Origin of the sequence: Novosphingobium aureum (genome assembly GCF_015865035.1) — a bacterium.
In the GTDB taxonomy this organism is placed as follows: domain Bacteria; phylum Pseudomonadota; class Alphaproteobacteria; order Sphingomonadales; family Sphingomonadaceae; genus Novosphingobium; species Novosphingobium aureum.
Map to the genome: position 1 here is coordinate 1,039,682 of NZ_JADZGI010000001.1, position 19,152 is coordinate 1,058,833.

Sequence of the window (19,152 nt, forward strand, 5' to 3'; positions counted from 1 at the left end):
GCAAAGTGCGCGCTTTCCGCAAAGGGAGTTTGAAATGGCAAATTGGAACGACCCCCAGCCCCGTCAGGGCTTCGGTGCGTCTCCGATTGATGGGCGCACCGCGGGCAAGGTCGGCTACGACCAGGGCCTGCGCAAGCACATGCTGTCGATCTACAACACGATGGCCTCGGGCGTTCTGCTCACCGGTATCGTAGCGATGCTCTTCGCATCCTCGGGTCTGGCCGTGCAGGTGCTCTCGACGCCGCTGCGCTGGGTGCTCATGCTCGCCCCGCTCGGCTTCGTGATGGCGATGAGCTTCGGCCTCAACCGGATGAAGACCTCGACCCTGCAGATGCTCTACTGGGGCTTCGCGGTGGTCATGGGCCTGTCGCTCTCGTCGATCTTCCTGGTCTATACCGGCAGCTCGATCGCGACGACCTTCTTCGCCACGGCAGCCGCCTTCGCGGGTCTGAGCCTCTTCGGCTACACCACCAAGAAGGACCTGTCGGCCTTCGGCACCTTCCTGATCATGGGTCTCGTCGGCATTCTCGTCGCGATGCTGGTCAATATCTTCCTGCAGTCGACCGTGCTGCAGTTGGCCGTCTCGGTCCTCGGCGTGCTGATCTTCGCGGGCCTCACCGCCTACGACACGCAGATGCTCAAGCACCAGTATGCGCAGGTTCGCGGTACCGAGTTCGCGGGCAAGGCCGTGATCATGGGTGCGCTGAACCTCTACCTCGACTTCATCAACATGTTCCTCTTCCTGCTGCGCTTCATGGGCTCGCGCGACTGAGGAACGATGTCTTCCCGTTAATCCACGGGAAAATGGCAAGGTTTTGAGAATGCCCGGTGCGTTTCGTCGCACCGGGCATTTTCTTTGGCGAATCGAGGGCGTAGAACCTTCGACTGGTTTCGACGCTTGATTTGGGATGATGTGAAAAGTGGCTGAAAGGTATTCTTGGAAGGGACGGGTCCTTGGCGGTCTCACGCTTGGCACCCTGGCCGTTCTCGCAGGCTGTGCGGCCCCGCCGCCGCCGCCGCCGCCGCCACCCCCGCCGCCGGTCGTGGTGATCCCGCCCAAGCCGACCCCGCCGACGGGCGCGCCGCTCGAGATGACGATCCCGCCGATCGACGCCAACGGTCAGCGCGCCACGGTCAATTCGGGTATCTCGACCTCGCAGGCGGTGTGGAACCTGCGCTCGGCCTACAACGTGGCTGCGCTCAACTGCACCGAGGTGCAGTATGCCCCTATCCTCGAAGGCTATCGCCGCTTCCTCAAGGTCTATTCCAAGTCGCTCGCCGCTGCGAACAAGGAAATCGACGCCAGCTTCCGCACGCAGCATTCGGGACGCGAGGCGATCAAGGCACGTGAGACCTACCAGACGCAAGTCTACAACTTCTTCTCGCTGCCGCCCGCGGGAACCGCGTTCTGCGACACCGCGATGGAGCTGACGACCGATATGGAGACTGTCGCGCCCGAGCAGTTCGATGCCTGGTCGTTCGTCGGCCTCGCCAAGATCGAGAAGCCCTTCAAGGACTTCTTCGATGCCTACGACAAGTACAAGGCGGACCTCGCGGCCTGGGAATCGAGCTTCGGCGGCGGCCTCGTCACCGTGCGCCCGACTTTCGACCAGCAGGTCGATGCCGCACAGGGAACGGGCACAGCAGGAGCCACATCGGCTCAGGACGGCTCGCAGCAGCCCTGATCCGCGCTGACGAGGGAAGGAGCGGGGGGCTGTCCGCGACCCGCTCTTCCCGCGTCGCCGATTGGCCTTGCGAACTTTTTTCTTTCCTGCGCCCGCGCCCTTCGCTAAGGGGGCGCTCCCGAGGCGATTTCGGTCGCTTCCGGGGATTTACTGGAACGGGGCCGTAGCTCAGATGGGAGAGCGCGTCGTTCGCAATGACGAGGTCAGGGGTTCGATCCCCCTCGGCTCCACCAGTAGACAATCTGAAACGGTCCGCGCTCAGCCTTGCGGATCTACCCCGGTCAGCGGCGCGAGACGCGACATGACCGGGTTTTTTGTTTATGGGCGAGGTGGCGCGCAAGCCTGCGCCTGCCGCGCCCGCACTCCGTCTCTTTGAACCCGCCGGACCCAAGCCCATGCATTTTCTCGACCAGGCCAAGATCTACATCCGTTCCGGCGCCGGTGGCCCGGGCGCGGTCTCGTTCCGCCGCGAGAAGTACATCCAGTACGGCGGTCCCGACGGCGGCAACGGCGGCAAGGGCGGCGACGTCGTGTTTGAGGCCGTGCCCGGCCTCAACACCCTGATCGACTTTCGCTACACCCAGCACTTCAAGGCCAAGCGCGGCGGCCACGGCATGGGCAAGAACCGCAATGGCGCGGCGGCCGACGATTTGGTGATCAAGGTCCCCGTGGGCACGCAGGTCATCTCCGACGAGGACGGCGAGACCGTGCTGGCCGACCTTACCGAGGCAGGCCAGCGCGTGGTGCTGCTCGAGGGTGGCATGGGCGGTCGCGGCAATGCCAGCTACAAGACCAGCACCAACCGCGCGCCGCGCCAGCACCAGCCTGGCATTCCGGCCGAGGAGCTGTGGGTCTGGCTGCGCCTCAAGCTGCTCGCCGACGTCGGCCTGGTGGGCATGCCTAACGCGGGCAAGTCGACCTTCATCAACAAGCTCTCGAACGCCAAGGCCAAGGTCGGGTCCTATGCCTTCACGACGCTGCGCCCGCAGCTTGGCGTCGTCTACCACAAGGGCCGCGAGTTCGTGCTCGCCGACATCCCCGGCCTGATCGCGGGGGCCGCCGATGGCGCGGGGATCGGCGATCGCTTCCTCGGTCATATCGAGCGCTGCCGCGTGCTCGTCCACCTCATCGACATCTCCAGCGACGACCCGGTCGAGGCGATGCGCGTCGTCGAGGAAGAGCTCGATGCCTATGGCGGCGGGCTCGAGGACAAGCCGCGCCTCGTCGCGCTCAACAAGGTCGACCTCGTCGATGACGAGCTGGCGGCGGACTATGCGCGCGAACTGCTCAAGGCGGGCGCGGACGAGGTCTTCCCGATCTCGGGCGCCAGCGGCAAGGGCATGTCGAAGCTGCTCGATGCGGTGATCGAATACCTGCCCGCCGCAACCGTGACCGAGCGTCCCGAGGGCGAGCAGGAACAGCTCGACGAGAAGCCCTGGTCGCCGATCTGAGGCTGTTTGAAAGGGGCGCTGGCCTTGCGCGTGCCCCGTCACTGGTCACGAATGCGCATAAGGGGGGTTGAAATCCGCCCGCGCGCTACAACGTCTTGGCATCGAAACCTGATCACGCGTTGGTCGTCAGACCGCGTGCGGATGGCTCGGGACGCAGGGATAACCTGCCGCCCCTAGCCGATTATCCGTGCGATGGGAACCTTCCACCGCCCCGCCAATTGACCTAAGACCAGATGTACATGCCTATAAACACTCTATCGGATCTTGCCGATCCCGAAGCCAATCCTTGCCTTGTCATCAAGGTCGGATCCTCCCTGCTCGTCGACGACGACGGTGTTCGCACCGTATGGCTCAATGGCCTCGTCGGCGAAATCTCGGAGGCGCGTCGGCGCGGCCAGAACGTCATCGTCGTCTCCTCGGGCTCGGTCGCGCTGGGTGCGCGCACGCTCGGGTTCGATAAGGGCGGGCGCGGCTCGCTCGCGGATGCCCAGGCCTCGGCCGCGGTCGGCCAGATCGCGCTCTCGGGAATGTGGGCCCAGCTGCTGGGCAACCACGGCCTTACCGCAGCCCAGATGCTGGTCACGCTGATGGACCTCGAGGACCGGCGCCGCTATCTCAACATCACCGCGACGATCGAGCGCCTGCTCGATGCGGGCGTGGTCCCCGTCATCAACGAGAACGATTCGATCACCACGCAGGAACTGCGCTTCGGTGACAACGACCGTCTCGCCGCACGTGTCGCGCAGGCCGCCGGCGCCAGCTCGGTGCTGCTGCTTTCGGACATCGACGGCCTCTACGACCGCCACCCCAAGGAGCCGGGCGCGACCCGTCTCGAGGTGGTCAAGGGCATTACCCCCGAGGTCAAGGCCATGGCCTCGACCGAATCGAACTCAGGCATGGGTTCGGGCGGCATGGTGTCCAAGCTTCAGGCCGTCGAGATCGCCGCCATCGCGGGCGCCTGCGTCGTCATCGGCAATGGCTTCCACGAGCGCCCGGTCGAGCGTGTCATGGGCAACCGCGATGCAGCGGGCGTCGGCACGCTGTTCCTGCCGCGCCGTCGCCGCGGGGCTAGCAAGCCCGGTGCGCGCAAGGTCTGGCTGGGCGGACGCCTGCGGACCAAGGGCAAGATCGTGATTGACGACGGTGCGATGAAGGCGCTGGTCCACGAGGGCGCAAGCCTGCTCGCCAAGGGCGTGATCGACGTCGACGGGCGCTTCCGTCGTGGCGATCCGGTTTCGATCATCAGCTCCGAGGGCACGATCATCGCCAATGGCCTGTCCGAATACGACGCCAAGGAAATCGCCGCGATCCGCCGCCTGCACTCGAACGAGCAGCAGGACGTGCTGGGCTATGCGCCGCGTTCCTCGGTCGTTCATCGTGACCTCATGTCGATCAAGTACGTCCCTCCACAGGTCTGAACGACGAGGGAAACATGGGCGAGGAACGTCCCACTATCGCGCTGACCGGGGCCACTGGCTTCGTCGGCTCCGCGGTGCTGGAAGAGGCACTGGCTTGCGGCTATGGCGTGCGCGCGCTGACGCGCCGCGAGCAGGCGCCGCGCGCGCATGTGACCTGGGTCGCGGGCGAGCTGGGTGACAGCGCCTCGCTGTCCGAGCTGACCCGCGGAGCCGAGGCGGTGGTCCACGTTGCCGGGGTGACCAACGCTCCCGACGCTGCAGGCTTCGAGGAAGGCAACGTCACCGGCACGCTCAACCTCGTCGAGACCGCGGTCGCCAAGGGCATCCACCGCTTCGTCTTCGTCTCCTCGCTTTCGGCGCGCGAGCCGCAGCTTTCGGCCTACGGGGCCTCGAAGGCCAAGGCCGAGAAGTTCCTCAAGGCCTCCGCGCTCGACTGGACCATCGTGCGTCCCCCCGCGATCTACGGACCGCGCGACAAGGAAATGATGGAGCTGTTCCGCGCCGCCAAGTGGGGGCTGGTGCCGGTCCCGGCGCAGGGCCGCGCCTCGATGATCCACGTCGAGGACCTTGCCCGGCTGCTGGTGGCGCTGGTCGGTCGCAACGGCGACAGCTTCGGTGCGACCTACGAGCCCGACGACGGCAAGGCCGACGGCTGGTCGCACGACGAGATGGCGCGCGCCATCGGCTGGGCCATGGGGCGTCGCCCGCGGGTGATCGGCCTTTCGCGTAAGGCGCTCGACCGCGTTGCCGCGCTCGACAATTTTCTGCGCGGCACCAAGGCCAAGATGACGCGCGACCGGGCTGCCTATTTCAGCCATCCCGACTGGGTCGTATCGCGCCATGCGAGGGTCCCCTCGGGTATCTGGACCCCGCGCATCGAAACCCGCGAGGGGCTGCGCATGACCGCCGATTGGTACCGCGACAACAAGTGGCTTTAGCTGCGGCGCACAAGCTGGCATAGCCGCCCGCGATGAAAGCGCTGATCTCCCGCCTCAACCTCGACCCTTACGTGCTGGCCCTCGCCAGCACGGTCGTTCTCGCCAGCCTGCTGCCCGCGCGCGGCGCCTTTGCGAACGTCATCGAGACGGTGACCGACTTCGCCATCGCGCTGCTGTTCTTCCTGCATGGCGCGAAGCTCAGCCGCGAGGCGGTGATCTCGGGGGTGAAAGCGTGGAAGCTGCATCTCACGACGATGGCGATCACCTTCGGCCTGTTCCCGCTGATCGGCATCGGTCTTCACGCGCTGCCCTGGCTCGACCCGCAGCTTGCGACCGGCCTGCTGTTCCTGACCCTGCTGCCCTCGACCGTGCAGTCCTCGATCGCCTTCACCGCGATTGCGGGCGGCAATGTCGCGGCGGCGGTCTGCGGGGCCTCGTTCTCGAACCTTGCGGGGATCTTCGTCACGCCGCTGCTGACCACGGCGCTGATCTCGGGCGAGGGGCAGGCGCTTTCGAGCGATCCGGTCATCGCGATTGCTGTGCAACTGCTGCTGCCCTTCCTCGCGGGCCACTTCCTGCGCCCTGTCATCGGGGGATTTGTTACCCGTCACAAGAAGATGGTCGGCTACGTCGATCGCGGCTCGATCCTGCTGGTGGTCTACACCGCCTTCGGCGCTGCGGTCCTCGAAGGGCTCTGGCAGAAGGTCACGCTGGGCGAGCTGGCGCTGATCGTGGTGATCTCGCTGTTGGTGCTGCTGATCGTGATGAGCGCGGCGCTGTTCCTGGGCAAGGCCCTCGGCTTTGCCCACGAGGACCGCATGGTGCTGCTGTTCTGCGGCTCGAAGAAGAGCCTTGCCTCGGGCGTGCCGCTCGCGGGTGTGCTCTTTCCGGCAGCGCAAGTCGGCGCGGTGATCCTGCCGCTGATGTTCTTCCACCAGATCCAGCTGATGGTCTGCGCCGTTCTTGCCCGCCGCTTCGCCGCGCAGGTCGAGGCCGAGACCGAAGCCGAGGTCGGCGCGTCAGGCGCGACGCCGGCCTGAAACGTCAGCCCGCAGGGGCCGGGGCGATCGTCCCGCTGCACGGACCGAAGCCGATTGCCACGTAGCCCTCGGCATGGAGCCTGCCCGAGAGCGTGACCGCGTCGCCATCCTCGAGGAAGCGGCGCGTTTCGCCGGAGGGCAGGGCGAGCGGATGCTTGCCGCCCAGCGTGATCTCGAGCAGCGATCCGGCCGCGCCTTTCTCCTCGGGCGGACCCGATAGCGTGCCGGTTCCGAGCAGATCGCCCGGCTGCATCGCACAGCCGTTCGAAGCGTGGTGCGTGAGCATCTGCGCCAGCGTCCAGTACATGGCCTGCGCCGCCTCGCCGCGGCTCAGCACCAGCGGCTCGAGCCCCTTGTCGCGCATCGCCGCGCTCGACAAGGCGACCTCGAGGCTGAGCGAAAGCCCGCCGCGCAAGGCATCCTCGGCATCGACGAGATAGGGCAGGACCGCCGGATCGCCCTCGCTGCGCGCCATTGCAGGGGCGCGGAACGGGGCGAGCGCCTCCATCGTCACCAGCCAGGGCGAGACGGTGGTGTGGAAGTTCTTGGCGAGGAACGGGCCGAGCGGTTGGTATTCCCAAGCCTGCATGTCGCGCGCCGACCAGTCGTTGAGCAGGGTCAGCCCGGCCATGTGCGCTTCGGCGCCTGCAATCGGGATCGGCGTGCCTTGATCGTTGCCGGGCCCGACCCAGAGCCCGAGTTCCAGTTCGTAGTCGAGCCGCGCGCTCGGCGCGAAGACCGGCGCCTCGCCGCCGGGGCTCGGGACCTGTCCGCGCGGGCGCACCACCTCCGCGCCGGGTACGCGCACGGTCGAGGCGCGGCCATGGTAGCCGATCGGCACATGGCGGTAGTTGGGCAGGAGCGGGTTGTCGGGGCGGAACAGGGAGCCGACGGTGCGGGCATGGTGAATGCCGACATAGAAGTCGGTGTAGTCGCCGATCCTTGCGGGCAGGTGCATGGTGCCCTGCGCCATGGGCACCAGCATGTCGGCAATGCGTACCTCTTGCGGGCTGTCGGCGGCGAGCAGGGCGCTCACCGCGCGGCGCAGCGCACGGCGCGGCGATGCGCCGAGCGCGAGCAACTGGTTCAGGCTGTCCGCGCAAGCGGCCTGTGCCGCTTCCTGCGCCTCGCCCGTGAGCAGGCCGCTCGCGGCAAGCGCTGCGAGGTCGAGGATCTGCTCGCCGATGGCGATGCCGCCCCGGGCTGCCTCGCCGGTGCGAGAGAACACGCCTAACGGCAGGTTCTGGATGGGAAAGTCACGGTGCCCGTTTGCGCTCGCCACGAAGGATGTGCGCGCGGGCGCGTGGGTTTCGTCGATCTCGTACACGGGTATGATCCTCTCGCCTCTGGCGGCGGTCTCGCAGGATCAGGCCTCGATGTCGAGAGACGAGGGGCTGTCCGGGTGCATCATCGTCTCGTCCTCGCTGGCGGGTGCCAGTGCGATGGGATCGGACAGGCGCACCCCGTCGAGCAGCTGCGCGGTCGCGTCGCGTACCTGCAGCATGAGCGCGCGCACCCGGCATTCGGTCTCGGGCAGGCAGTTCTTGCAGGTCTCGTGGGCGAAGCGGCTGGCACAGGGCACCAGTGCGAGCGAGCCGCTGATCGTGCGCAGGAGGTCGCCATAAGTGATGTCGATCGGCGCGATCGCCAGCCAGTATCCGCCCTCGCGCCCGCGCTGGCTGTCGACCAGCCCGAAGCGGGCGAGCTCGGAAAGGATCACGGTCAGGAACTTGGCCGGGATGTTCTGCGTATCGGCAATGTCGACAAGCGGCACCGGCCCTTCGCCGTAGTGATCGGCGAGGTGCTGCATGGCCCGGATCGTGTAGCGCGTCTTTTGCGAAAGCATGGCTGGTTGGACTGGCTGCCTCTGGCCCCGTGACGCGGCGGCGCCCGGAGGATCTGCGTTTCTGGGCTGCCAGCGCCCCCGGCGTCAAGCCGCTCGAGCAGCTGGCGAGCGGTTGGCGATAACAAGTGCCGGGCATCGCTTGGCAATCGGGCGGGAAGTGCGAGGCGCGGAAAGGTTCCTGGTTAAAAAAGTAACCTCAAGTCGAGTTTTCCGGAACCCGATGAAGGGGAGCGCCGTTACTCAATCAACAAACAAGCAAATTCGGAGACGGACACATGACGCTTCTTCTCGTACTTCTGGTTGGCGGCATTCTTGGCTGGCTCGCTTCGATGGTGATGCGCACGGATGCGCAGCAGGGTATCTTCCTCAACATCGTGGTTGGCATCGTCGGCGCCGTCATCGCAGGTTTCGTGATCACCCCGCTCATCGGCGGTGCCCCGATCACCAGTGGTTCGTTCGACCTGATGTCGCTCATCTCGTCGTTCCTTGGTGCGGTTGTCCTGCTGGCGATCGTCAACCTCTTCCGTCGCGGTTCGGTTCGCTAAGACCTGACCCACGACATGGTTCCGACTTGATCGGGACTGGCGCTGCAGGGCGGACCGCAAGGTTCGCCCTGTCGTGCGAACGGGCTTTGCGCCCGCACTGGCGGCCTTATTGACCGCCAGTCGTACACCGAAATGAAAATGCCACTTTTGCACGCTTGAATTGTGACGCCTAAACACAGACATAGGCGCTGTGTTTTCAAGGCGTCCTCGGCTCCTTCGCGAAGTGGCCTGGCGGGGCGCGCTTGTCACGCCGTTGATAACTCGAGAACAGGATACCTAGCCATGACCATCGCCCTGATGCCGCTGCCCTACGCGCACGACGCACTCGAACCGCACATCTCGAGCAAGACCCTCGAGATCCACCACGGCGCGCACCACAAGGCCTACGTCGACAAGCTGAACGCTGCGATCGAGGGCACGGACAATGCCGGCAAGTCGGTCGAGAAAATCACCAAGTCCTCGTCGGGCGGCCTGTTCAACAACGCGGCGCAGACCTACAACCACGGCTTCTACTGGATGAGCCTGAGCCCCGAAAAGACCGAGCCGAGCGAGAGCCTCGCAACCGCCATCAAGAACGACTTCGGTTCGATGGACGCGCTGCTCGAGGCACTGACCAACGAGGCCGTCGGCCACTTCGCTTCGGGCTGGGCATGGCTCGTCGTCGACGGCGGCAAGCTCAAGGTTATCTCGACCCACGACGCCGAGACCGCGATCACCTCCGACGTGAACCCGCTCGTCACCATCGACGTGTGGGAGCACGCCTACTACATCGACCAGATGAACAAGCGCCCGGCCTACGTGAAGGCGGTGCTCGAGAACCTGATCAACTGGAAGTTCGCCAGCGACAACTTCGACCGCGGCACGGCCTGGACCTACCCGGCCTGATCGCCGCGTGATCTCCCGCGTCGGGCCTGACGGTCCGGCACGGGGGTGTCGCAGCAAGCAAAAAGCCCGCTTCCCTTGCAGGGAGGCGGGCTTTTTCGTGTGGGCAGATCTTCGGCTGGCGCTCAGTCGTGACTGGCCTTGCCGTCGGGCTCCTCGCCTTCGGGCGCGCTTTCGGGACCGGGCAGGGGCGCGTCCTCCTCGGGATCGGAGAAGGCCTGTGCCATCACCGCCCCGATGTCCTTGCCGTCCCACTTGGGCTCGCGCTCCAGCCGCTCGAGCAGCGCACGCGCGGCTGCCGCGCCCGAACCGCCGTGCGGATTGTGCGCGACCGGGCCGAGGTGATACGCAGCGACGTCCTGATAACCCGCCGGGATCAGCGCGAGCGCGACCTGCATCTGCAGGTCGAGGTCGAAGGGGGCAAGTTCGGAGGCACGCACCAGTCCGCGCAGCGCCAGTTCGCTGGGATCCTTGCCGCTCTCGACATAGCTGCGGTAGAACCACACGAGCGGCAGCGGGTGGTCGTTCTCGATCCGGTTGAGCGCGATGAACGGCTCGCGCGCGCGCTTGTAGGCTTCTGCCCGCTTGGCGCCCGTTCCTTCGGTGTCACGCGCCAGCGCGAAGAGTGCATAGCCCTTCTGGACATAGGCATTGGTGCGGGTGGGATCGAGCGCGATGGCGCGATCGGCGGCATCCACCGCGGCCTGATAGTTGTGCGCGTCGTGCTCGGCCTCGGCCAGTACGCTCAGCACGCCGGGATCGTCGGGATAGGCCGCCGCGATCTCGTGAACCTCGCCGAGCAGTTCCCTGGCCTGTTCGAGATCGACGCCGCGCTTGGAGCGTATCCTGAGCGGCATGATTTCCGCCTCGCCCTCGCTCAGCTGGGTGATCGCGATCTTCCCGGTGGGCACGCTGCTGCCCTTGAGCTCCATCATCATGATGCGCCGCTGGCGCAGGTAATGGCCGAGTTCGTCGTCGAGCGCGTCGAAGTCGCCGAAGACCTGCAGTGCGGCCTCGCGCTCGTCGGTACCCGAGGCTAGCGCGCGCAGGTAGGCGGTGAGCTGGCCTGCGCGTTCCTTGCTGAAGGTGAGGTAGTGGTAGAGCAGCCAGGCCCTGCCGTAGAAGGCATCGTAGCGCTTGTGCTCGCGCGCCTCGTAGACTGCGGGGTCGAGCAGTTCCTCGACGGGCACGGGCTCGGCATTGAACAGCTCGTAGCCGCGATGCTGCGCGGCGCGGCCGATCTGCACGGTGCCGTCCTTCAGGAAGTTGACCGAGGCGAAGAATTCGGCGCCGCCTTCGGAAACCCAGCGCGGCATCTGCTGGCGCTGTGCCGAGATCAGGAAATGGTGCGCGTATTCGTGGAGCAGCGTGATCATCGCCACGTCGCGGGTCGACGAGCCCGAACCAATGCGCGGCACGATCGCCAGCGAGCCGCCGGCGCGCGGCAGGTAGAAGCCGTTGAGATACTTCGAATCGCCGCCATGGATCTCGCGCACTTCCTTGGCACTGCGCACGACGTAGATCGTCACCCGGTTCGAGGGACTGGGTACGGTGACCTCGGTCGCGGTAGTGCGGGCCATGGCCACGTGAAACCGCTCGAGGTCCTTCGTGAAGTCCTCGATGTCGCGCCAGCTGTCGTTGGCGTAGACGATGAAGTGATCGCTGTCGGCACGGTACCAATCGGCAAGCGCGGTCCCGGGCCATGCAAGCAGCGCCAGCGCCGCGCCCAGAACCGGCGCGCGAAGGGCTGCCTGCCATTTCAATTTATTCACGTGATCCCCCTGATCTCACTCACGTTTTTGAATAGTGACGGGGGATTTCGGGAAAGTAAATGCGTCTCCGTTCTGGAGGGGTTTCAACCAGCTAGGCTTTGTGTAGTTGTAAACTCTTAGGGGCTGCGCTGCCTGAGCGGCACGGACAAGAGCAAACGTCCGGTTTCGCCCCATTGCGGACGCTTAGATACATGCTACGTTGTGCCATGTTTGTTCGTCTTCTCATGGTTATCGCAATGGGATTGTTCGGGAGGGCCGCATCCGGGCAACCTTCCCATGTCGCAACCGCTCAACAGCCTGCTGTTACTCCGATGAAGTGCTTCACTGGGCCGGTAAGTCTGCAATTCGGAGGCACGAATTGGATTGTCTACAGTTGCGATGATCGGCACTCAATTGTGGTCGTTTCCTCACAGGACAATCCCGCCTCACCCTTCTTTTTTTTCCTCAGCCCAAAAGCTGGGCGCTACGTCATTCATGGGGAAGGAAACGGGAGCAAGGAAGCAAGCGATGCCGCTGGAGATGAACTTTCGCGCCTCACTCCCGAGGAGCTGGCTGACCTACTCTCCGCGACAAGAAGCGAAAGTCCCCAACATCGTTAGTCTGCGAATAAGCTTCGCGAAACGTGTGCGGTGAACGTCTGCTTCCCACCCATCTTCGTCATTCCCGCGAAGGCGGGAATCCAGCTTCAACCTTTTGATCAAAATTGCCTCGCGCGCGCTGCGCAACTTCTAACAACTGGTCTTGAGGCGAAGCGCTGCGCTGTCTGGATTGCCGCCTGCTCGGGAATGACGAGGCGTTGTGTGCCTGGCCTCGTGCAAGCAAGTGCGCCGAACAGTTCGATGCCGGCAGGGGGCTAGGCACCCCTGTCACACCATCCACTCACCGCCGGATTTGTCCACGCCGCCGAGCCAGCCCATGACACGCAATGGCCGGGCCGGCGCGGCGCGCCGCCGCTCAGCGGCTGGCGGCGGCCTTTTCGGGTTCGGTCTGGAGCATCTTGGCGAGGTCGGCGCGTGCGCGGGCGACGCGGCTCTTCATCGTGCCGATCGGGCAACCGGCGATATCGGCGGCCTCCTCGTAGCTGAAGCCCGAGGCGCCCACGAGGATCACCGCCTCGCGCCGTTCGGGCGCGAGCTTCTGGAGAGCGCTTTCCATGTCGCCCAGATGGAGCGGACCTTCCTGGTCGGCCTCCATCACCAGCATGCGTTCGGCCACGCCCTCGTCGAGGTCGGTCTGGCGCTTGGACTTGCGCAGTTCGGAAAGATAGTGGTTGCGCAGGATCGCGAAGGTCCAGGCACGCATGTTGGTGCCCGCCTGATAGCGCTCGCGCGCCGTCCAGGCCTTGACCGCGGTTTCCTGCACGAGGTCGTCGGCGAAGTCGTGGCGTCCGCAAAGGCCGCGCGCGAAGGCGCGCAAGTGCGGCAGGACACCCATGAGTTCGCGGCGGAAGCCTTCGTCGGCGCTGGTGGGATCGATACGGTCAGGCATCGCCGCTGTCGTCCAGCTTCTTAAGGAGGTCCTTGAAGCTGTCCGGAAGCGGTTCGTCCACCACGGAGTTGTACAGCTTCCTCAAGCCGCCCGCCCAGCCGGGTTCGCCGTCTCGGCGGACTTCCGGCGGCAGGCCCGGCATTCTGCCGGTCTCGCCATTTGACTTGGGCTGTGACAAAGCCAACTCCTTGATCAAGCGTTCAATGCGGTCTTCGCCGTGCGGGGTCAAGTGAAGTCGCGTCCATGGCGGAGATCTGCGGTCCGCATGTCATGGCGCGAGGCGGGGCAAGGGTGGCAGGGTCGGCGCTACCCGGCCATTTGCCCGCATCTGTATTGGGGAACCTTCGTGCCCTTGCTTGGTTCCCCATCCCGCAACGCATTGTTTCGGTCAGGCTTTGCTTCGGACTTTCGACGGCTCGCCCGGACACCGTCTCGAATGACATCGGTGGAATAAGCGCAGCCGGGAACCCGATAGACACTCGCTTTCGGGCACTGGAACGGTTAGGGGCAAAAGTGAACAATTCAGGACGTTCAGACGAGGACTATCGTGGTTGTTGACCAGCCTCTGCTGGACAGGGTCGAGAAACAGGCGTGGTTCCACAAGTACCCGCGTGGCTGGCCGTTCCTGCTCTTCGTGATCGCCAGCGTGACCACGGCGGTCTCGGTCATGGCGATCGAGCGCGCCGACCGCGAGGCGCGCCATGTCGCGCTCGCCAGCAACATGACCGAAATGGCCTCGGCCTTGCAGCGCAGGATAACCGAGAACATTGCGGTGCTGCGCGCGGCAAGCGCGCTGTTCGCGACGCGCAGCGAGGTCACCCCGCAGCAGTTCTCCGAATTCGTCGGCGACATGCAGGGCGAGGGTAACCTCTACGGCTCGCTGGGCATCGGCTGGGCGCCGCTGGTGCCCGCCTCGGGACTTGCCCGCTTCGAGGTCGACCAGCTCGAGAAGGGCAATGTCGACGTCGACTTCGTGGTGCGCCCGCGTCCCGGCGGTCAGCGCAGGGTGACGACCCCGATCGTCTATCTCGCGCCGCTCACCAACATGAACCAGCGCGCAATTGCCTACGACATGTATTCCGAGCCGGTGCGCCGCGCGGCGATGGACAAGGCGCTGGCGCTGGGCCGTCCGATCGCGACGGGCAAGGTGCACCTCGTGCAGAACGTGGGCGAACCCGATCGTGCGGGCTTTCTCATCTACATGCCGGTGGTCACCGAAACGAACGGGCGCAAGCGGGCCAAGGGCTTCATCTATAGCCCGTTCCAGGCCGATACCTTCCTGACCTCGGCAGCCGAGCTTTATCGCAACGACAATCTCGAACTGGCGATCTACGACGACAAGGTCGCGCCAGAGAACCTGCTCGCCCAGCGGCTGGTCGATGGCACGGGCGGGTTGATCCTGCAGCGCCGGCTCGATGTCGCTGGCCATACCTGGGTGCTGCAGGTGCGCGACCGCAAGGGCGGATCGCTCTCGGCGCTCTCGCGCATCACGCTGTTCTTCGGGGCGATTGCCTCGCTCATGGTCATGGCCATCGGACGCCTGATCACGAAGCGTGCGGCGGAGGACCGGCAGGTGCTCGAATGGCTTTCGAGCCAGGCCTCGATCCGCGATTCGCTGACCCGCGAGCTCAACCACCGGGTCAAGAACACGCTGGCCAACGTGCTCTCGATTGCCGCGCTGACCCGGCGTCGATCGAAGGACATCGACGACTTCACGCAGAGCCTCACCGCGCGTATCCGCGCGCTCTCGGCGACGCACGACCTGCTCTCGCAGTCGGACTGGGGCTTTGCCGCGCTGGGCGATGTAGTGCGCTCCGAGCTCGCGCCCTACATGGAGGGCAACGAGAGCCACGTCGAGATGACGGGCCCTGACATCAAGCTGGCCCCGAACGATGCGATGTCGCTGGGCCTCGCGATCCACGAACTGGCCACCAACGCGGCCAAGTACGGCGCGCTGAGCACCGTTGGTGGGCGCATTCACGTCAACTGGCAGCTGCTGTCGCACGATCTTGCCGAGATCGACTGGCGCGAGGAGGGCGGCCCGCCGGTGGTCGAGCCGTCCAAGCGCGGCTTCGGGCGCGACCTGATCGAAAAGATCGTCGCGCACGAGCTCAAGTCCGAGGTCGACCTGCGCTTCAAGCCCGAAGGGGTCGAGTGCCGCCTGATGGTCCCGGTGCGCAATGCGCGCGAGTTCGCCCTGCGCGCCCAGAAGCGCCGCGCCTTGACGGAAGCGACCGAACCGGCCTGAATGAAGCGTGCTGCCTACGGCGCCACGCGCCTTCGGCAGCCATCCCCATGTCAGCGTCTGGCAAGGCGACCCGCCTTGCGTGCCTGCACGGTCCTAGCCGTCTCCGTACAAACGAGGAAGGGGCCGCGAACCTCTCGGTCCGCGGCCCCTTCCTGTGTCGCTTGCTACGTGTCCGCGCAGCTTAGCTGGCGGGTGCGCGCTCGGTGAAGAACAGCGCCTGGCTGATTGCGGCGCGCACGGTGTTTTCTTGGAACGGCTTGGTGACGAGGTACGTCGGCTCGGGCCGCTCGCCGGTAAGCAGACGCTCGGGGTAGGCGGTGATGAAGATCACCGGCACGTCACCCAGCTTGAGCAGGTCCTCGACCGCGTCGATCCCCGAGCTGCCGTCGGCGAGCTGGATGTCGGCGAGGACCAGCCCAGCCGGTTCGCGTTCGAAGATCTCGATGGCCTGCGTGCGCGTGGCAGCGGTGCCGACGACGGTGTGGCCAAGGTCGGAGACAAGCCCCTCGAGCTGCATCGAGATGAGCGGCTCGTCCTCGATGATGAGCACGCGGGTTGCGCTCTCGCCCTCGATCTCGCGCACTGCCTGGCTGACCAGCGCATCGACCTCCTCGGTCGTCGTGCCAAGGATCGTTGCACAGTCGGCGTGCGAGAATTCCTCGACCGTGGTGAGCAGCAGTGCCTGTCGGTGCGCCGGGGCGATCGTCGCGAGGCGCGACTGCGCCGCCAGCTCGCGCGGTACTGCCGCAGGATCTTCGGGGGCCGTGCCCTCAACGTGGCCGGTCGACCAGATGCGGGTGAAGGCCGCGTAGAGCGCGGCGCGGTTGCCGGCGATCTGCTCGCGCAGGGCATTGTCCGCAAGCGCGGCCTCTAGCGTCGCGCGCACATAGGTGTCGCCCGACTGCTGCGAGCCGGTGAGCGCGCGGGCGTAGCGGCGCAGATAAGGCAACTGAATGGCAATCTGGTCAGAGACGGACATGAATCTTCCTCGTCCTCGTTACTTGTTGCGCTACCGGGATCGGGCCGGGCTGGCGGCATTGCCAGCACGGCTCTCTCGCCGGTACCGTCTGGATGGCTGGATCGCAGAGCCTTCCGTTCCAGAGCCGTCAGAACCTGTCGACGCTGCAGCAGTTCCCGAAGCTGCGATCCGCCGCCCCGCGAAAATGTCTGACTCCGCGTGGCGCGCAGGGCAACCGGAAAATTTTTCGGCTCCGGGGCTCTGGTCTGGAACGGTCCGGTGTTTGCTGCGTTATCCTCGTGTCACCGCCCGGCTCTCACCCCCACCCCCCGCAGGCCGAGCGGCGACGTGATCCCTGAGGCCTCCGCTCACCGATGTGAGCGGAGGCCTCAAAGTATCCGGACCTCAAATCATCTTGGCCCTCAAAGCCCGGGCGCGACTTATGTTCCCGCAGCAGCCTTCACGCATTTTTTTATGCGGTTGTGTCGATCCTGCGGAATCGCCCCGGTTCCTTGGGGTTTTCCGCCAGAAGGCTGACAACGCGGCCGCGAGTCGTTGCCTGTAAGCGTCGGGATGTGAACGACTTGGGGAACTTTCCGGGTCGCGCTCGCGTTTGCCTGCCATCGGATTCCAACGGAGGGTTAACCCAGATGACCGCAGCAGCAAGCGACGCCCCTGAAGCAAAGCAGGAAATCACGACGCTGTCGGATCGGGACTTCAAGCGTGCACTCGCTGATGTCGCGTCACACCTGCGCGCTTTCGCGCGCGGCCTGTGCGGCGACCGCGATCGTGCCGACGACCTTGCCCAGGAAGCCATGCTGCGCGCCTGGGCCGCTCGCGAGCGCTATGCCGCCGGCACCAACTTCAAGGCATGGACCTTCACCATCCTGCGCAACCACTTCTATTCGGAAGCGCGCCGCGCCCGTTTCCATGGCGAATACGACGAGCTGGCCGCCGAGCGCATCCTGCGCACCGACGCGGCGCAGGAAAGCGCGGTGGAGCTTGCCGACGTGCTGCGTGCACTGACGGCCATCCCCGACAACTACCGCGAGGCGCTGGTGCTGGTCGCTGCAGGGCACCTTTCCTACGAGGAAATCGCCGATATCTGCGGGATTGCCCTGGGCACCGTGAAGAGCCGCATCTGCCGCGCACGTGCGATGCTCTCGAAGATCATCGAATCGGGCCAGCTGCCCGACTCGCGCCATGACTTCGTGCTCACCGGCGAGGCGATCGACGCCTTTTTCGCCGAGCTTTCGAAGGTCGCCAACATCGAACAGGCCGACCTGTCCGCCCATCACCTCAACAAGGCTGTTCGCATCGCCGCATGAGCCGGCGCGAGATCGGTAATACCAAGGAATACAGGTCGTGACCCGTCTGCACTCCAGTGAAGCGCGCGTGCTGATCGTCGAGGACGAGTTTCTCCTCGCGTTGCAGCTGGAAGACATTCTCGAGGATGGTGGCCATGTTGTTGCCGCCACCCTGCCGGACAGCCGCTCGCTGGCCAAGCTGAGCGAGGCGCCCGACATCGCGCTGGTCGATCTCAACCTGCGCGACGGGCTCACCGGGCCGGACGTCGCGCGCCAGTTGTCCGAGCGCTACGGCATTCCCGTGATCTACGTCACCGCCAACCCGGCGCAGATCGGCGACCCTGCTGCGACTGCAGTGGGCGTCGTACAAAAGCCCTTCACCCGCGAGGCGATCCTGGGCGCGATAGAATTCGGACTGCACCACGAAGGCGCGCACCGGCCAGCCGGACTGGAGGCCGTCCGTAGCGCGGCCTGATTCCCGCGCGACATACCAGACCCCCGACTGTCCTGCCCCCCCCCCGGACAGTCCTGACGCCCCTTCGTGCCCGGCCACCCTGATCCCTGGCCCCGCACGGAGGGGCGTTCTTGCGTCCGGGGTATAGATGTCCCCGGCTTGCGCACTTTGCGCTCTCAGAGGGCGCGCGACAGGACTGGGGGCAATGGGGGAGAGGAGAGGAAGGGGGCGCATGGGATTGTGAGCGCTCAGGCGTGCTGCGAGGCGTGACCTTTGACCCTTGCCGTGCCCACGGTCTGGGGAGGCGCTATCCACACACGGCAGGCGGTCAGCTTCATGGTGATGCGCAGCGATGGCGGGGAGGCAATCAGCCGTAAGGGCGACTGCAATTGCTGCACCGGGCATGCAGCATCAGCGTGCAGCAAAAAATAGGCGACCGATGGAGAAGATGCTTGGCTGACAAAGAAGTTGGGCCTTCCCTGCTTCCGCAAGAAAGGCCCGCCTCAGGCGGGCTCGACCTAGGTCGGCACGCTCTCTCCCAACTTTGTTTCCAAACTCGCCTGTCCCTTTAGCGCGGTGGCGAGGGAATGCAATGCAAGACCTGCTCCATCTGTCGCAGGTCTCGGCTTGGAATGAATTATTCGCGCGCGTCGCCCGGAAGCTCGTCCTGCGCATTTTCCAATTCGCGCGGCTTGCGCTGCTCGAAGACCTTGGCGATCTGCGCTTCCTGCTCGGACGAGAGGCCCTTGGCGGCGGCGGGGAACATGTCCTCCTCCTCCTCGTCGATGTGGTGCAGGTAGCGGTGGCGCATGTCCTTGAACTTCACCAGCCAGCCGCTCGAGCTCATGTCGGCTTCGAACAGCTCACCGAGGAAGTCGTCGATTTCCTTGTGCTCGGATACCGAATGGCGCGCGTCGTCGCGCAGCTCGGGATCGGCGAGCATGGTCGCATAGAGCGATTCCTCTTCGGCTGCCGCATGAGCCTGCAGCTCCTTGCGCAGTTCCTCGAAGAGTTCGCGGCGCTCTGCGCTGTCGCCTTGCGTCTCGCCGATCTTCTCGAGCAGTTCGCGGTGGCGGTCGTGATCGGAGATCAGGTCGCGAAAGATGCGGGCGTCAGCCAT

At 65.4% G+C, this 19,152-nt stretch carries 18 protein-coding genes and 1 tRNA gene; 12 read left to right on the forward strand and 7 right to left on the reverse strand.

The genetic code is table 11. The features are described from left to right. Positions 1-34 precede the first annotated feature (34 nt). From I5E68_RS04910 to I5E68_RS04940, 7 genes are all read left to right on the forward strand, one after another. On the forward strand, positions 35-772 hold the full coding sequence (locus I5E68_RS04910; RefSeq protein WP_197161351.1) for a Bax inhibitor-1/YccA family protein: 738 nt from the start codon (positions 35-37) through the stop codon (positions 770-772). 148 nt (positions 773-920) lie between these two features. Further along, a complete protein-coding gene (locus tag I5E68_RS04915) occupies positions 921-1,685 on the forward strand; it encodes a hypothetical protein (protein WP_323982089.1) in 765 nt (254 codons plus the stop codon). A 157-nt stretch (positions 1,686-1,842) separates the two neighbouring features. Continuing rightward, a tRNA-Ala gene (locus I5E68_RS04920) sits at positions 1,843-1,918 on the forward strand. A 162-nt stretch (positions 1,919-2,080) separates the two neighbouring features. Next, complete coding sequence (gene obgE, locus I5E68_RS04925; RefSeq protein WP_197161354.1) at positions 2,081-3,136, forward strand: GTPase ObgE; 1,056 nt, start codon at positions 2,081-2,083, stop codon at positions 3,134-3,136. Between the two features lie 239 nt (positions 3,137-3,375). After that, positions 3,376-4,554, forward strand: coding sequence for a glutamate 5-kinase (proB, locus tag I5E68_RS04930; RefSeq protein ID WP_197161357.1), 1,179 nt, complete (start codon positions 3,376-3,378; stop codon positions 4,552-4,554). A gap of 14 nt (positions 4,555-4,568) precedes the next feature. Next, on the forward strand, positions 4,569-5,492 hold the full coding sequence (locus I5E68_RS04935; protein WP_197161360.1) for an NAD-dependent epimerase/dehydratase family protein: 924 nt from the start codon (positions 4,569-4,571) through the stop codon (positions 5,490-5,492). Between the two features lie 32 nt (positions 5,493-5,524). Then, complete coding sequence (locus I5E68_RS04940; protein ID WP_197161363.1) at positions 5,525-6,532, forward strand: bile acid:sodium symporter family protein; 1,008 nt, start codon at positions 5,525-5,527, stop codon at positions 6,530-6,532. Positions 6,533-6,536: 4 nt separating this feature from the next. Here I5E68_RS04940 and fahA read toward each other — a convergent pair whose 3' ends face one another. Then, complete coding sequence (gene fahA, locus I5E68_RS04945; RefSeq protein ID WP_197164566.1) at positions 6,537-7,865, reverse strand: fumarylacetoacetase; 1,329 nt, start codon at positions 7,863-7,865, stop codon at positions 6,537-6,539. A gap of 33 nt (positions 7,866-7,898) precedes the next feature. Continuing rightward, the gene (locus I5E68_RS04950; protein WP_197161365.1) at positions 7,899-8,378 is read right to left on the reverse strand and encodes an RrF2 family transcriptional regulator; all 480 of its coding nucleotides are present in this window, start codon (positions 8,376-8,378) and stop codon (positions 7,899-7,901) included. Between the two features lie 275 nt (positions 8,379-8,653). On the opposite strand from I5E68_RS04950, the gene I5E68_RS04955 reads away from it, so the two are divergent. Both I5E68_RS04955 and I5E68_RS04960 read left to right on the forward strand, forming a co-directional pair. Then, positions 8,654-8,923: a GlsB/YeaQ/YmgE family stress response membrane protein gene (locus I5E68_RS04955; protein WP_197161368.1), complete on the forward strand. Its 270-nt coding sequence runs from the start codon at positions 8,654-8,656 to the stop codon at positions 8,921-8,923. Between the two features lie 282 nt (positions 8,924-9,205). Then, complete coding sequence (locus I5E68_RS04960; protein ID WP_197161371.1) at positions 9,206-9,808, forward strand: superoxide dismutase; 603 nt, start codon at positions 9,206-9,208, stop codon at positions 9,806-9,808. 122 nt (positions 9,809-9,930) lie between these two features. Here I5E68_RS04960 and I5E68_RS04965 read toward each other — a convergent pair whose 3' ends face one another. From I5E68_RS04965 to I5E68_RS20100, 3 genes are all read right to left on the reverse strand, one after another. Beyond that, the gene (locus I5E68_RS04965; protein ID WP_197161373.1) at positions 9,931-11,577 is read right to left on the reverse strand and encodes a DUF1570 domain-containing protein; all 1,647 of its coding nucleotides are present in this window, start codon (positions 11,575-11,577) and stop codon (positions 9,931-9,933) included. Between the two features lie 954 nt (positions 11,578-12,531). Then, entirely contained in the window at positions 12,532-13,065 is a 534-nt protein-coding gene (locus I5E68_RS04970) for a sigma-70 family RNA polymerase sigma factor (RefSeq protein ID WP_197161376.1), read from the reverse strand. Beyond that, positions 13,058-13,294, reverse strand: coding sequence for a NepR family anti-sigma factor (locus tag I5E68_RS20100; RefSeq protein WP_228726832.1), 237 nt, complete (start codon positions 13,292-13,294; stop codon positions 13,058-13,060). The genes I5E68_RS04970 and I5E68_RS20100 overlap by 8 nt, the downstream gene beginning before the upstream one ends. A gap of 318 nt (positions 13,295-13,612) precedes the next feature. On the opposite strand from I5E68_RS20100, the gene I5E68_RS04980 reads away from it, so the two are divergent. Beyond that, on the forward strand, positions 13,613-15,313 hold the full coding sequence (locus tag I5E68_RS04980) for a CHASE domain-containing protein (RefSeq protein ID WP_197161379.1): 1,701 nt from the start codon (positions 13,613-13,615) through the stop codon (positions 15,311-15,313). A 181-nt stretch (positions 15,314-15,494) separates the two neighbouring features. Here I5E68_RS04980 and I5E68_RS04985 read toward each other — a convergent pair whose 3' ends face one another. After that, on the reverse strand, positions 15,495-16,292 hold the full coding sequence (locus I5E68_RS04985; protein WP_197161381.1) for a response regulator: 798 nt from the start codon (positions 16,290-16,292) through the stop codon (positions 15,495-15,497). A 629-nt stretch (positions 16,293-16,921) separates the two neighbouring features. Between I5E68_RS04985 and I5E68_RS04990 the strand changes: the two genes are divergently transcribed. Then, entirely contained in the window at positions 16,922-17,599 is a 678-nt protein-coding gene (locus tag I5E68_RS04990) for a sigma-70 family RNA polymerase sigma factor (RefSeq protein ID WP_197161383.1), read from the forward strand. Between the two features lie 37 nt (positions 17,600-17,636). Further along, positions 17,637-18,053 carry a response regulator gene (locus I5E68_RS04995; RefSeq protein ID WP_323982090.1) on the forward strand — a complete coding sequence of 139 codons (417 nt, stop codon included), beginning with the start codon at positions 17,637-17,639 and terminating at the stop codon, positions 18,051-18,053. 616 nt (positions 18,054-18,669) lie between these two features. Here the strand turns inward: I5E68_RS04995 and I5E68_RS05000 are convergent. Next, positions 18,670-19,152 (reverse strand): hemerythrin domain-containing protein, encoded by a 483-nt coding sequence (locus I5E68_RS05000; protein ID WP_197161385.1) that lies wholly within the window; start codon positions 19,150-19,152, stop codon positions 18,670-18,672.